This window comes from Achromobacter sp. Marseille-Q4954 (genome assembly GCF_943737025.1).
In the GTDB taxonomy this organism is placed as follows: domain Bacteria; phylum Pseudomonadota; class Gammaproteobacteria; order Burkholderiales; family Burkholderiaceae_B; genus Achromobacter; species Achromobacter bronchisepticus_A.
In genome coordinates this window covers 1184685-1197973 of the sequence record NZ_CALSFQ010000001.1, presented here as the reverse complement: position 1 = coordinate 1197973, position 13289 = coordinate 1184685, and the positions used below count along the sequence as shown (strand labels likewise).

Sequence of the window (13289 nt, the reverse complement as noted above, 5' to 3'; positions counted from 1 at the left end):
TCACCGAAACCGCGTTCGTGGCAGTTAGGCAAGCTTGTATCTGCAACTCCGGAAATTGCATTTGCAATGTACTTCAGCAGCCATGTCTATTGAATAGAGGTCACGCCAACAAACGCCACTGAGCGTTAAGGAGTGACCAACATGTCGCAGACACCGGTACTGCAGCCAGGCGAACGCCGCATCTTGCGGCTTGATGAGGTCGAAGCCAAGTCGGGCTTCAAGCGCGCGCACATCTATGCCCTCATGAAGAAGGGCCAGTTTCCGCAAGCCTTGCGCCTTGGCGTACGGGCGGTCGGCTGGGACTCAGTCGAAGTCGATATCTGGATCAGCGATCGCCTGAAGAACCGGGTGCCCCCGTCCCCACATACACACGACGCCTGAGGAGAGAGCCATGCAGGTTGTCTCCATCATTTCAACCAAAGGCGGGGTCGGCAAGACAACCACCGCAGCCAATCTCGGTGGATTGGTCGCAGACGCCGGGTTGCGCGTGCTGCTGATCGATCTTGATGTACAGCCGACCCTATCATCGTACTTCGAACTAGCGCACCGAGCGGTCGGAGGCATCTATGAGCTACTTGCCTTCAACGAGCGCCGTCCAGAGCAGTTGATCTCCCGCACCGTGATTGACGGACTGGACTTGGTGCTGTCCAACGATGATCGCGGCGAACTCAACACATTGTTGCTGCATGCGCCAGATGGCCGATTGCGCCTACGTCATCTGCTACCAACGCTTGCCACTCGGTATGACCTTGTGCTTATCGACACCCAGGGCGCGCGTAGCGTCATGCTGGAGATGGCGATTCTTGCATCGAACATGGCGCTGTCGCCCGTCACACCCGAGATCCTGGCGGCGCGAGAGTTGCGTCGGGGTACTCTTCAACTGATTGAGGATATTGCGCCCTATCGTCATCTAGGCATCGAGCCGCCTACGCTGCATCTGCTGATCAACCGTGTTCACCCCGTGTCATCGAATGCCAGGCTGATCCAACAGGCCTTGCGCGATGTATTCCTGGGACACGCTGGTGCGCGCGTTCTGGATACCAATGTTCCGGCTATCGAGGCCTATCCGCGTGCGTCAACGCGGGGCCTGCCGGTGCATCGAGTCGAGTATCGGCAACCTTTGGGCCGCGTCGCACCCGCTGCACTGGAAACCATGCGAGCCCTAGCCAGCGAACTGCTACCAACTTGGCAAGAGCACTTCGCATTGGTCACCGGCAAGACTCCTGAGATAAAGGAGGCCGGCAATGGCGAACGCGCATGAGTTGGCCCGCGGTCACAAGAGGCTGAAAGCGTTGATTGAGTTTGCACTGGCTGAAGGCTGGCATGTCAAACGCACACCCGGTGGCCACTTGAAATTCACCAAGACCGGCTGCTCGCCGATCTACACCAGCTCAACTGCAAGCGACCATCGCGCGGGATTGAATGCACGTGCTCAAATCCGACGCGCAGAGCGAGAGGCAGTAGACCACTTACGGGCCGCTGTTCCGGGAGCCAGCCATGGCTGAAATGACCCAGAAGGACATGGCTGAAAAACTGCTCGCTGCGGGCTTTCCACGCAACGGCCCAAGCGCCTCCGCACTGAGCGACCCGATCGCCGATACGCCCATGGTGGTGACGTTAGACCAACTGCGCTCGTATGACCATGACCCCCGCGTCAAACGCAACCCGGCCTACGAGGACATCAAGGCATCCATCCGCGAACGGGGCCTCGATGCTCCACCTGCGATCACCCGCAGACCTGGCCAAGAGCACTATGTCATCCGCAACGGCGGCAACACCCGGCTGGCGATCCTGCGCGAGCTGTGGTCCGAGACCAAGCAAGAGCGCTTCTATCGCATCTCATGCCAATTCCGTCCTTGGCCGGAGCGTGGCGAAATAGTCGCCCTTACCGGGCACCTGGCGGAGAACGAGCTACGCGGGGGGCTGACGTTCATCGAACGAGCCCTCGGTGTCGAAAAGGCGCGAGAGTTCTACGAACAGGAGGCTGGCAGCACGTTGAGCCAGTCGGAGCTAGCAAGGAGGCTTTCAGCTGACGGATATCCCGTCCAGCAATCGCACATCAGTCGCATGCGAGATGCGGTTCACTATCTCCTTCCGGCTATCCCGAACGTTCTTTACGGCGGCTTGGGCCGCCATCAGGTGGAGCGCATTGCAGTAATGCGCAAGGCCAGTGAGCGCATCTGGGATCGCTACGCCGCCGAGCGAAAACTAACCTTGGGATTTGAGGATTTCTTTCAAGACGTGCTGGCACAGTTTGACGTTCAGCCGGACGAGTTTTCCGCCCAGCGAGTGCAAGACGAGCTCATCGGTCAAATGGCGGAGCTCCTGAGCATCAACTATGACACGCTGAGCCTGGATCTCAATGAGAGCGAGAACCGCCATCGCGCCTTGATCAGCGAGCCGTCCACCTTCCCACAGCATGAGACAGGAGTGCTTAGCGAAGCAAGTGAGACAAGGAAAACCTCGCCTTCCGGCTCAAGTGACCATCCGTCTGAAATCCCCAAAACGGCTCCCGATACATCCCCTCGACCTTCAGTTCGGTCGCCCGAAAATTCGACACCACCTACCACGGCAGCCTCCGATCAAAAATCAGCCGATGACGAGACTTCGACCGGAAACAATGCTGCAGGAGCATTTCTACAAGATCACATTGTCTCCCGCGCACCAACGACTGAACGTTTGCAATCGATACAGCGCCTCGTCGCGGGGCAGTTGGGCGATGCGCTTCCGCCAGACTTCGAGCAAAACGTGCTGCAGGCGATTCCCGTCCAGGCGGGTGGGCTCTATCCGATTTCAGATGTCTGGTACATCGATCCCGGCCTCGACGCCCCCGAGTATCTTCGCGTCCACATTGCTCAGTTTGCGCGAGAAATTGCGAACGAGGCTTCGCTTGTCGACTGTATCGCACCATGCGACTACGGCATTGGATTCCGATGCCTGCCGGAAAAAACCGGTGAAACTGAAGCCGCCTCGGGGGCCTGGATGCTTTTGGCGTCCCTTTGCGGGCAAGGGTCTGCCGCGGAGTTGGATCGTCTCCCTCAGTCCCTGCCGCAGCTTCTGCACGGCAAGGGTGACCTCGCCAAGCGGTTGAGTGACACCGCGCTGGTCAAGCTGTTCCGACTGCTGCGTCTGGCTCGCCGCCTGCTGGATCTTGAGTCCGGTGGCGACGATCACGGCATGAGCAAAGGAGGCTAGCCATGTCGCCCCCCCATCCGCTCAACCAAGCCGTCATAGCTCAGGCCCTCCATGACCTGCGCAATGGGCAGTTGCGTCGTTGTAAGGCGATGGGGTTTGGCGATGACGACTTGGACGCACTCAAGCATCCGGCCCTCATCAGCGTTTTGGCCAATGCATCCGTGTCTTGGTGCTCCGTCTCCATCAATCGCGAGGTGCTACGTCGCCTGCTCACTCAGGCTTTGGACGTAGAGAAGGAAATCGCGACCGTTGACCGTATGCTGCGTCTGGGCGCGAGCACTGAGATGGTCAGCCGCTTCTACGGCCTGACCCATCAGGAAGTCGCCCTGCGCCGCGAGATCCTCAACCTGCCGAAGCGAAAAGGCCGGCATCCTGTACTGGACGAGACACAAGATACAGAGCTGTGGCGGCGCTGGAAGGAGCTAACTGCGCGGCAGACTGTAGACCGCGACAGTGAGGTTTCGCTCCTGTCGGTCGCCATGGATCTTGCCGAAGGTATGGCGTTACCTCTGTCGGTGATCTGGGCCACCATCAAGTCCTGGATCGACCAGGGACTGGTTTAGCTCATGGCAGTGGAAGATGGGTCTCAACGCCGTGGCCCTGTTCCGCTGTCGGACCTGTTCGATGGCGCGTTGAAAACTCTTGCGGCCCAACAGCAGACCGCGCCAGCGCCTACCCCCACGGACGGGTTCCTGTACAGCGGCAACCGGCACGAAAGCGTGCCCCGTTCGCTGTTTCTTGATCGACGGCTTACACCACTGGAACGAAACGCCTGGCAAGTATTTCGTTTGCTGCTCAACGACGATGGGCTCACCGCATTCCCTACCTACGAGCAACTGCGTCCATGGCTGGCGTCCATGCCTTGTGGCCCGCAAGCCTCGCATGAAACCGTCGCACGGGCTCTGACTCTACTACGCCTGACACGCTGGCTTAGCCTCGTCCGCCGGCGACGCGATGCCTCGACAGGTCGCATACAAGGGAACCTCTACGTGTTGCACGACGAACCCTTGACGCCATTCGAAGCCATGCAACTGGATCCTGACTACCTGGGCTTGGTCAGCCAGGCGCTGGGCCATTCAGCAAAGGCAGTTCAGGCCGTTGGTGTCCAGACGCTCAAGGATATTGCCGAAGACCCGATGCTCAGCGGCCGAGAGTTGCCAACGCGCCTGCAGGTGCTTACACAACGCATGACCAAGGGCGGCTGGCTCACCGAAAGTTATTCACAGGACGACACCAGCCACGATTCCGAAGAAGGCTCGGACCGCTTTCTTCGGAATGCCGATGCACCGGCTACGGAATCCGAAGCAGGAGCGAAACCCGCGCAAAACGCCTCTCTTCGGAATCCGAAGGAGGACCGTACAGTACGTAAGGAAAGTATTAATGAAATACGTACTACCGCGCGGGCGCGGGCGCTGAACAGCCTGCAATGGCCAAAACGTTTCTCCGATCTCAAGCCCGAACAACAAGGAGGGGTGATGGTGGCGCTTCAACAGGTCGAAGAGCCCATGCGCCAAGCCGTCCTTGACGAATGGGACGCACGCTGTAAAGGCACATCAATCCGTAATCCGGCCGGTTATCTGTTTGGCATTGTTCAGCGCGCTATTCGAGGCGAATTCAATGCTTGGGCTGGTCAGGTCAAGCCAGCCCCCCCTCCGGCGTCACTTCAACCGGCAGAGCCACGAAATGTTGTGCCACCAGAACTGGCCCGTAAGCACATCGAACGATTGCGTGACCTGCTTAAGAAGAGCTAAGCGCGTACAAGCAACGTCTTTTTAAGCTATCCCCAGGGGATACCCAGAGATGCCAACATCTCAATGTGCATGCCTCAGCGCTTGTCCAAATGGTCCAACGATTGCTTCAGCCCCTGGAATGCAGTTGACGAACGTAGAGCGGCAGCGCCCGCATCTTGAAGAGCACGTACGTCAAGCGCTTCGATCGTAAAAGCTGTTGGCACACGAAGCAGTGAAGTGCGTATGTCTGGTTCTTCAAGGTCCCGCAGGCTGACAGTGATGAGATGGATTTCGACGTCGGGAGAGAATGGACTGTCTTCCTGGTTTCGATTTTCATCAAGCTCCGCTGCAATTCGCTTGATGTCGTTTTCCAGCAAGGAAAGCGTTATTTGAGTCTCGCGCGCGCCAGCGCCATAGAGCAACGTCTCCAGGACTTCTCCGGTCGACGGCACTTCATCACTAAGGTCAACCCTTGTTGCCAGATCGCGGGCAGAGTTCACCGCAACCAAGACAATGCGACGAATCGAATGTCGAGGCACACCAGAAAAAGAGTTATAGATTGAGCCATTAGCCATTAGCCTATCGATCATCAATCGTATGCCTAGGTTGTCACTGACCCCGCCATCTACCAAATGAATGTAAGGGCGCGCCTTGGCATCTAGGTAGCCATCTGTGCTTTGCCGCAGCAGCTGAATACGAAAATCAGTGCTACTGGATGCTTCGCCATCCGGTGGGAAAAGCGCTTTACCGCATCGGTCGGAAAAATTGCGTAGCGTCATCGGGGACAGGATGATCGGAACGGCCGATGACGACGCCACAGCAAAGGACAATGGCACACTGTTCAGATCCGAACAGATTAGCGAAAACTGCTCTGGGGTGAAGTCGAAAGGTGCGCCGGTTGTTAGGTCCGTCGCCGTGATCAGTAAGCTCGGCGCTTTCGGATTCTTGCGGACATCACCAAATGTCATGCCTTCGTATAGTTCGTCGAACCGGTGTGCCAATATGTGCGTGCGTCCGAACCAAGGAGAGGTGAGGTTGAACAAGTTATTTGGATAAAAGACTTGTTTGAGCAGGGTCGACTCGAAGGGCTTCAACAAAAAGTCTGGTTCAAATCGCTCTAAGGTTTGATCACCAAAGGCAGCGTAGTGCGCTGCGAGAATACTTCCTCCCGAGACGCCGCTGACGATTGAAACCTCATCGAGAAGCGTCGTTGGTCGTCCGTCTAGCGTGAACTCTGTGCGCTTTAATTCCTTGAGCACGCCCAGACCAAATGCGGCCGCGCGTGCTCCGCCTCCCGACAGCGTGACCGCAACCACCACAGGCCCTGTTCTGTAGTCGTCCTGCTGCGCCTCGGTTATCTGTGCCACATTGACCCAGGGGCGAAAGCTAGAGCAGCCACTCAAAATCCCCAGGGCAGCAACAGTCAGGATTCTCGCGCACAGCATGCCAGAACGAGGTGTTTTGCAACTGCGGAAGAGATTTAGCTTATTGTCCATGTGTCAAGGGCTCTCATCGCGCCAGACGCTACCGACGTGTTCGATACATGCACGAATTGAATTCTTCGCATGGCCCAACAATGAGTAGGAAGAAGCAAAATCTGCAATTGGACTGCCATGCTCAAAGCAGCTGGCAGCCAATACGCGGTGACCTGTTCGATCGTCCTCTGCCAAAAACTCCAGGCTTGCACCACCCGTTGTCACAGGCCCAACAAGTAGTGTTGTAAGCGCATTGACTGCTCTGTTAGGTGTCTGCAGTTCAGTGATCGCCACACGTATTCGGATTCGATCTGATGCACTAGTAGCAAGAGATGCCGCAAAGTACGATCGCAGCTCTGCAGAGGTATAGCCTAGGATCTCTCGTTGCTGTTCCGCGTCTAGCCCCGTTATGACACCCGAGTTCGTTGCGACCAAGGCATCATCTACGACTACTTCAGTGCAACACCCCCAACTGAATCCGGGCGCCCTGTATAGCAAAACATTTTCAAACTGCGTTGGAACGAGAATCTCGCGATCGCCGAGAAACGGGGAGCGAGTCATGCCGTTAGTCGCGCAGCCGGAGATCAGGCCAACGACGCATAGCGTTGATCCCGCAAGGATAAATCTGCGTAGTGGATTCATTGCTTAGCCTCTAGTGTCAGCGTTGCTTGGACGGTATGAGTTCAAGCTCACCTGAAGCCAGCCCTTGAAGAGTTCGCAGTAGACGATGGCGCTCTTCGAGCTCAAGCGTGGGAAAACCCATCATCTCCGCGAAGAAGGCACCATCCAGAGCAACTAGGACGAGTGCAGCCACTTCAACACTTCTCGCGGAAATGCGCGCTCTCGCATATTGCCGCCTGTACCAAGCGCGAATGGGCTCAAGCAATGTCGGGTCTTCTGCCACAGCCGCTAACAACGCCGCACCCAATTTTTCCATTTCATTGTTGGGCATTGACGCAACCTGGCTGGATAGCCAAGGGTCCGGGTCACCGGCGAATTTCCGCTCGCGCTCTTCCTGTGAGGAGTCAAAGGCATGCACCTGGTCGTCGATCAGCGTAAGGAGCAAGTCCCGCTTTGTTTTGAAGTGATAGAGGAATGCCCCTTTGCTTAGACAGGCCCGCGCAACAACCGCGTCGATCGTCAAGCGGTTCGCCCCCTCTTGGACGACCACATCACGTGCGGCCTGAAGGATGCGTTCACGTGTTTGTTTCGCTCGAGCTGAAGACGGAGCAACAGCATCATCACTAGGCTCAGCATTTTTTTTGTCGGCCAAAATCGTGCTCCCATAATTAGAATTAGTACCGTCTGGACGGTATGTTATCAGGTCGCACTGGCGGCTGTCCAAGTCTTACCTTTGCAGTAGCAAGGGTTGACGGTTGCAGATGCTCTGACACTGGGCGTCGACAACAGCCCGGACCATGAGCTGCGGCACGTTGTTGGATGTCCTTGGAGCTATCCCCTGGGGATGGACCAGGGTGAGGGGGCTCATCGCAAAGCTGGGAAGCACCAGGTTCGGTTTGTTGACAGACGGCCTTCTCTGCCCACGCGAAGCTGTCGACTCGTTTCCCCAATAGCGAGTCCACACCATGGCAACCAACGAACCTTTGCAGTTGAATCTAGGGGCACTTCGCAGCGCAATGTCATTGACGCTGCACACCCACCACGCCTCTCGCATCTGGCATGGGCGTGCCGCAGGTGAAGGCCGAGCGGCGATAGTTGGCCTCAACGGCTACGTCTCGGTCATGAACAAGATGAAACGCGGCGCCGAGCAGGATGACCCTTACTCAGACTGGTGGATGCTGCGCATTGAAGAGAAGCTCGATCAGACGAAGGAGACCCTGCAGACATTGCGCGAGCAGGTTGATCAGGCCCTGGCCGGTGTGCCAACAGCACTGACACTCGGCGAGAACCTCAATGTGCAGCCCGTCAAGCTTCCACTGTTCGTCAATGCCCAATTGGGCTTTGCCGCGGTCTATCTGCTGGCTGACTACGACGACATCGCCCGCAAACTGATCCTGGCCCATCACACCGCGCTGATTGATCGCAGCACGCTCGAGCGCTGGCTGAATGACGGCGCACATGCCTTGCGCAGCCTCTTCTCGCTGGCGCAGCAGTTCCGGTACTCAGGCACGACGCGCGATGACTTTGCCGCGAAGAATGCTGCAGCGCGCGCGGCAATGGAAAAACTAGGCGAGCTGCCGCAGGACGTGCTGGAAGGCACACGCCGTTCGCGCTTTGCGCCGCCGATTTCGCGCCGTGGTCTGCAGCAGCGCGAGGCTTCCCAGCCCACGGAGCCAGCTGCAGTCGAGAGCGCCGGCACGGCGCTAGTGCCGCCCGCGTCCGGCACAGATGCAGAGGACGAACCAGCATGACGGATCCTGGCCTGGGGCAATACGCCCACTTTCGTCCACTAGAACAGGCGGACTTCATCAAGCTGGAACAGGCAGCCTATCTAAAAGGCCTTTTAAGACCTTTTAAAGGTAAGGGGACTCTTGAGGACTGGGCCATCCGTTGTCACGAGCAAAGGGACCAGCTTATCGCCCTGGCGCAACGCCGCGTGCTGCGGCAAGCAGCAGGGCATCCCTTCAACCTGTTGCCCGCGGAACTGGCCCAGCAGAAAACTGGCGCAGGGACGACCTTTCTGCGCTGGCGCAGGCCGGACCGCTCGGCCATGGGCGTAGCGCTGTGGCAGGAGCTCATCGCCAGCGCCACCACCCCAGTCAGCCTGCTCGCAGACTTGTATGCCCTGGAACAGCAGCGCATCGTGCTGAACATGCAGATCAGCCTGTTGCACACGCTGGGCCGCCAGGCACAGGAGTGCGCCAGCAAGATGACTCAGGCCGAACTCGCGTACATGCGCCGAGTGCAGGGCACAACTACCACCGCACGGTCAGCAAATATGCTGCTCCCATGACCGCCAATCGCGCCCCTCTCGCATTGGCCATAGGCCAGGCGGGCACTTCACCCACCAAGGAGATTTCGACATGAGCACCCACTTCTACGGCGAAGGCAACATCGGGTCCACCCCTGACTTCCGCGAGTTCGCCAACGGAAACGACGAGCCTAACCGTCTTCTGCGGCTGAACGTCTATTTCGACAACCCGGTGCCGAAGAAGGACGGAACCTTTGAGGACCGCGGTGGGTTCTGGGCGCCGGTGGAAATCTGGCACCGCGATACCGGCCACTGGAAGGATCTGTATCAGAAAGGCATGCGTGTCATGGTCGAGGGACGTACGGTCAAGGACGAATGGGAGGATGCCGATGAAAACGAGCGCACCACGTTCAAGATCGAGGCCCGGCGCGTCGGCATTCTTCCGTTCCGTATCGAGTCGGTAAAGCTAAGCGCCAGGCCCGCGAACGAGCAGGACAACGAAGCCAAATGATCCATCGGAGCGGTGCAGTGCGTCCTAGTCCCGCACCTCGCCCCCCAGGGCAATGCCATCCCCTGGGGATTACTCCACTAACGTCTACTGAGGATTTTCTGGCGGGCCAGCAGAAGCTCCTGCGAACGCCGCAGAGCTTTCGGCCATGGATCAGAGCTTCAAGGCGATCTCGCCACTCGATAGGACTCATCTTCACCGGCATACTGATGGAATTTCATTCAGGAGATTTCATCCGTGATCAGCCATAGAACCCGCTATTCGCTTGCCCAGTTTCTCTCGATCCAAGAAGCCTCTGTCTCCATCGCGCTGTTCAGCAAGTACGGCGTTGAGCATCTCGCGCTGTATCCAGCCCAGTTGCTGCCTAGCATCGTTAATACCGTCCGTGACCAGGATGATCGAACCCTGCTCAAGGTACTACAGGAGATTGTTGCAACGCCTGGAAACCTTCGCGCTAAGGTGTCCCCGAAGACGCTTTTCGAGGAGCGCATGCATGATCTGACACAGTGTCTGCTGATAGACGGCTATATTGCGCAGGATAAGAAGTTGCTGCAGACGGACCCGTCCATCGCCGACGCGGCACCTGTCGAAGACGATCTGATCACCGCATTGCGTGGCTTTGGATCGCCACAACGGGACGCGATCATCGACAAGATAAACGACTCGGCCGAAGCATTCCGGGCCGCGCCGCCTGACTACAACGCAGCGCTGACCAATGCACGCGTCGCGCTCGAAGCGCTCTCGGTGGATGTCGCAGCAGAAGTTGTCCACCAGCAGCAGATAAACGCCTCCTACAACCCCGCCAAATGGGGCGAGGTCATTGGCTTCTTGCGAAGCAGCGGAGAGATCACGCTCGAAGAGGAAAAAGGCTTGGCTGGCGTCTTTGGTTTCCTCAGCCCTGGCGCTCACCGGCCGGTCGGTATTCCCGAAAACCAGATGGCCCGTTTGGGGCGATCGTTCGCACTCAATATGTGCTGGTTCTTGCTGCAGAATCGAATTGCTCGCCGCAGCAGCTGATCTCGCGTCACGGCGACTCCGTCGCCGTGTAGTTAGAGAGCGATTTCACGCACCAAGCCGCAGACACAACGCGATCGCCCGGCATCCGCGTTGTTTGCTGCCTCACCCTCAAGCTCGCGACATGCTTGCGCCCATGAACAACATCGTGCGGGTGAGGCAACATGCGGCTATTTCTCTGCGAGAAGCCCTCTCAGGGTAAGGACATCGGGCGAATCCTGGGCGCCACACAGCGTGGCAACGGCTGCTTGAGCGGCCCCGGCGTCACCGTCACCTGGTGCATCGGTCATCTTGTGGAAGCCGCTCCACCCGAGTCCTACGGGGAGCAGTACAAACGATGGTCGATAGAGCAACTGCCCATCATTCCAGAGCGTTGGCGCGTCGAAGTCAAACCCAAGACGGCGACGCAGTTCAAGGCAGTCAAGCAACTGCTTGCACAGGCTACGGAGCTGGTCATTGCAACAGACGCGGATCGTGAAGGCGAATTGATCGCCCGCGAAATCATCGAACTGTGCGGCTACCAAGGCCCCATCCAGCGACTGTGGCTATCGGCGCTCAACGACGCATCCATCCGCAAGGCACTGACCTCCCTCAGAACATCGGCAGACACGCTACCGATGTACTTCTCAGCGTTGGCGCGCTCTCGTGCAGACTGGCTGATCGGCATGAACCTCAGTCGACTGTTCACCGTCCTGGGCCGGCAAGCCGGATACGAGGGTGTGCTTTCCGTGGGGCGCGTGCAGACGCCCACGTTGAAACTGGTCGTGGACCGTGATCGTGAGATCGCACGCTTCGTCTCTGTGCCCTACTGGGTTGTCGAGGTAGCGCTGAACGCTGGGTCGGCCACCTTCACGGCCAACTGGCAGGCACCGCCCGCTGTCTGTGATCCGAACGGTCGCTGCCTTCAAGAGGCTGTCGCCCGGCAGGCACTGGAGCGCATCCGTGCAGCGGGTTTGGCCAAGGTTGGCTCAGTGGAAACCGAGCGCGTCAGGGAGGCCCCGCCGCTGCCGTTTGACCTGGGCACTTTGCAGGAGGTCTGTTCTCGTCAGTTCGGCCTCGACGTGCAGGAAACGCTGGATATCGCGCAATCGCTCTATGAGACGCATAAGGCCACTACCTATCCCCGCTCGGATTCAGGCTACCTGCCCGAATCCATGCTGGCTGAAGTGCCTGCCGTGCTGAGCGCCTTGGTTGCGACCGATCCGACGCTCGGCGCGATCGTCGCCAAGCTCGATCCTGCCCAGGTGTCCCGCGCCTGGAGCGACAGCAAGGTCACCGCTCACCACGGCATCATTCCCACCATGGAGCCAGCCAAGCTGTCTGCCATGTCCGAGAAAGAGCAAGCCGTCTATGGCCTGATTCGCGCCCACTACCTTGCCCAGTTCATGCCACACCACGAATATGACCGCACTGTCGCGCTGTTGTCATCGGCCGGAGAATCGTTGCAGGCCACGGGCAAGCAGGTCGTCGCGCTGGGCTGGCGCCTCGCGTTGATCAACTGCGGCCCGGACGCCACGGACGACGAGCCGGCCCAGCGGGCTCAAATCCTGCCAGCGCTCTCGAACGGCATGCAGTGCCGGGTCGCGCAGGCGGAGATCAAGGCCATGAAGACCACGCCGCCCAAGCCCTTCACACAGGGCGAGTTGGTCAAGGCGATGAAGGGCGTGGCCAAGCTGGTCTCGGATCCGAGGTTGAAGCAGAAACTCAAGGACACCGTGGGTATCGGCACCGAAGCCACCCGTGCCAACATCATCGGAGGCCTGCTCGGACGTGGATACCTCCTGAAGAAGGGCCGTGCCATCCGTGCATCGGATGCGGCCTTCACTCTGATTGAGACGGTACCGGCCGCCATCGCGGACCCAGGAACCACGGCAATCTGGGAACAGGCTCTTGACATGATCGAGTCGGGGCAACTGACCCTCGATACCTTCATTGAGAAGCAGTCGTCCTGGATCGCCCAGCTGATCCAGCAGTATCGCGGCACCAGTCTGGCCATCAAGGTACCGCAGGGGCCGGCGTGTCCCGAGTGCGGCACCTCCACCCGCCAACGTACCGGCAAAAGTGGACCATTCTGGTCCTGCAGCCGGTATCCGGATTGCAAGGGCACGCTGCCCGTCGAAACGGGCAATCGCGCTCGTGGTGCAAGTCGCAAGCGTGGCGGCAAGCCGAAAGCTTGAATCCCACCACCATGTCGGCCCGCAGCCGGCGACATGGCAGTCCGTCCCGCAGCCCAGCGGGACAACCAGCGCGCGACTCCTTCTGCAACGGTGTGCGCGCCCCAGCGGGCCCTGCGGTCCATGGGGCGAGAAGGCTACTTTTACTTGAATCGCGTTCCCGCGCATTCTCCTGATCGGCTTCTCTTCCATCCGCAGAGAGGGGTCTCCTGGTCGCTTGCCGGCATGCGTTGCAGCGAGCTACCAGGAGATCCCTCCGGGTCGATGGTATTCAGCGCCGGAGCCCGCCGGCGAATCAACGGGCGCCTTTTGTGCGCGGAT

14 protein-coding genes are annotated in these 13289 nt (G+C 58.8%); 11 read left to right on the top strand and 3 right to left on the bottom strand.

The annotated features are described in order from the left end of the window. The first annotated feature begins 141 nt into the window (after positions 1-141). The 6 genes from NGK62_RS05540 to NGK62_RS05515 are packed head-to-tail and all read left to right on the top strand — an operon-like array spanning position 142 to position 4946. Positions 142-381 (top strand): AlpA family transcriptional regulator, encoded by a 240-nt coding sequence (locus NGK62_RS05540; protein ID WP_023098647.1) that lies wholly within the window; start codon positions 142-144, stop codon positions 379-381. A 10-nt stretch (positions 382-391) separates the two neighbouring features. Next, positions 392-1261 (top strand): ParA family protein, encoded by an 870-nt coding sequence (locus NGK62_RS05535; RefSeq protein ID WP_023098646.1) that lies wholly within the window; start codon positions 392-394, stop codon positions 1259-1261. Continuing rightward, on the top strand, positions 1245-1505 hold the full coding sequence (locus tag NGK62_RS05530; RefSeq protein ID WP_074198446.1) for a hypothetical protein: 261 nt from the start codon (positions 1245-1247) through the stop codon (positions 1503-1505). The genes NGK62_RS05535 and NGK62_RS05530 overlap by 17 nt, the downstream gene beginning before the upstream one ends. Continuing rightward, positions 1498-3195 carry a ParB family protein gene (locus NGK62_RS05525; RefSeq protein WP_023098645.1) on the top strand — a complete coding sequence of 566 codons (1698 nt, stop codon included), beginning with the start codon at positions 1498-1500 and terminating at the stop codon, positions 3193-3195. The genes NGK62_RS05530 and NGK62_RS05525 overlap by 8 nt, the downstream gene beginning before the upstream one ends. A gap of 2 nt (positions 3196-3197) precedes the next feature. After that, complete coding sequence (locus NGK62_RS05520) at positions 3198-3758, top strand: DUF2857 domain-containing protein (RefSeq protein WP_023098644.1); 561 nt, start codon at positions 3198-3200, stop codon at positions 3756-3758. A 3-nt stretch (positions 3759-3761) separates the two neighbouring features. Next, positions 3762-4946 (top strand): STY4528 family pathogenicity island replication protein, encoded by a 1185-nt coding sequence (locus tag NGK62_RS05515; RefSeq protein WP_023098643.1) that lies wholly within the window; start codon positions 3762-3764, stop codon positions 4944-4946. Positions 4947-5020: 74 nt separating this feature from the next. Here NGK62_RS05515 and NGK62_RS05510 read toward each other — a convergent pair whose 3' ends face one another. From NGK62_RS05510 to NGK62_RS05500, 3 genes are all read right to left on the bottom strand, one after another. Continuing rightward, complete coding sequence (locus NGK62_RS05510) at positions 5021-6421, bottom strand: patatin-like phospholipase family protein (protein ID WP_023098642.1); 1401 nt, start codon at positions 6419-6421, stop codon at positions 5021-5023. 3 nt (positions 6422-6424) lie between these two features. Beyond that, positions 6425-6961: a DUF3313 family protein gene (locus NGK62_RS05505; RefSeq protein WP_225321760.1), complete on the bottom strand. Its 537-nt coding sequence runs from the start codon at positions 6959-6961 to the stop codon at positions 6425-6427. Positions 6962-7058: 97 nt separating this feature from the next. Further along, the gene (locus NGK62_RS05500; protein ID WP_079280447.1) at positions 7059-7673 is read right to left on the bottom strand and encodes a TetR/AcrR family transcriptional regulator; all 615 of its coding nucleotides are present in this window, start codon (positions 7671-7673) and stop codon (positions 7059-7061) included. Between the two features lie 313 nt (positions 7674-7986). On the opposite strand from NGK62_RS05500, the gene NGK62_RS05495 reads away from it, so the two are divergent. The 5 genes from NGK62_RS05495 (at position 7987) to NGK62_RS05475 (ending at position 12971) form a co-directional block, all read left to right on the top strand. Next, positions 7987-8772 carry a PFL_4669 family integrating conjugative element protein gene (locus tag NGK62_RS05495; protein ID WP_023098640.1) on the top strand — a complete coding sequence of 262 codons (786 nt, stop codon included), beginning with the start codon at positions 7987-7989 and terminating at the stop codon, positions 8770-8772. After that, positions 8769-9314: a DUF3158 family protein gene (locus NGK62_RS05490; protein ID WP_023098639.1), complete on the top strand. Its 546-nt coding sequence runs from the start codon at positions 8769-8771 to the stop codon at positions 9312-9314. The genes NGK62_RS05495 and NGK62_RS05490 overlap by 4 nt, the downstream gene beginning before the upstream one ends. Positions 9315-9384: 70 nt before the next feature. Further along, positions 9385-9783 carry a single-stranded DNA-binding protein gene (locus tag NGK62_RS05485; RefSeq protein ID WP_023098638.1) on the top strand — a complete coding sequence of 133 codons (399 nt, stop codon included), beginning with the start codon at positions 9385-9387 and terminating at the stop codon, positions 9781-9783. Positions 9784-10017: 234 nt separating this feature from the next. Next, positions 10018-10797, top strand: a complete 780-nt coding sequence (locus tag NGK62_RS05480) for a hypothetical protein (RefSeq protein ID WP_023098637.1) — start codon at positions 10018-10020, stop codon at positions 10795-10797. A gap of 161 nt (positions 10798-10958) precedes the next feature. After that, a complete protein-coding gene (locus NGK62_RS05475) occupies positions 10959-12971 on the top strand; it encodes a DNA topoisomerase III (protein ID WP_023098636.1) in 2013 nt (670 codons plus the stop codon). Positions 12972-13289 lie beyond the last annotated feature (318 nt).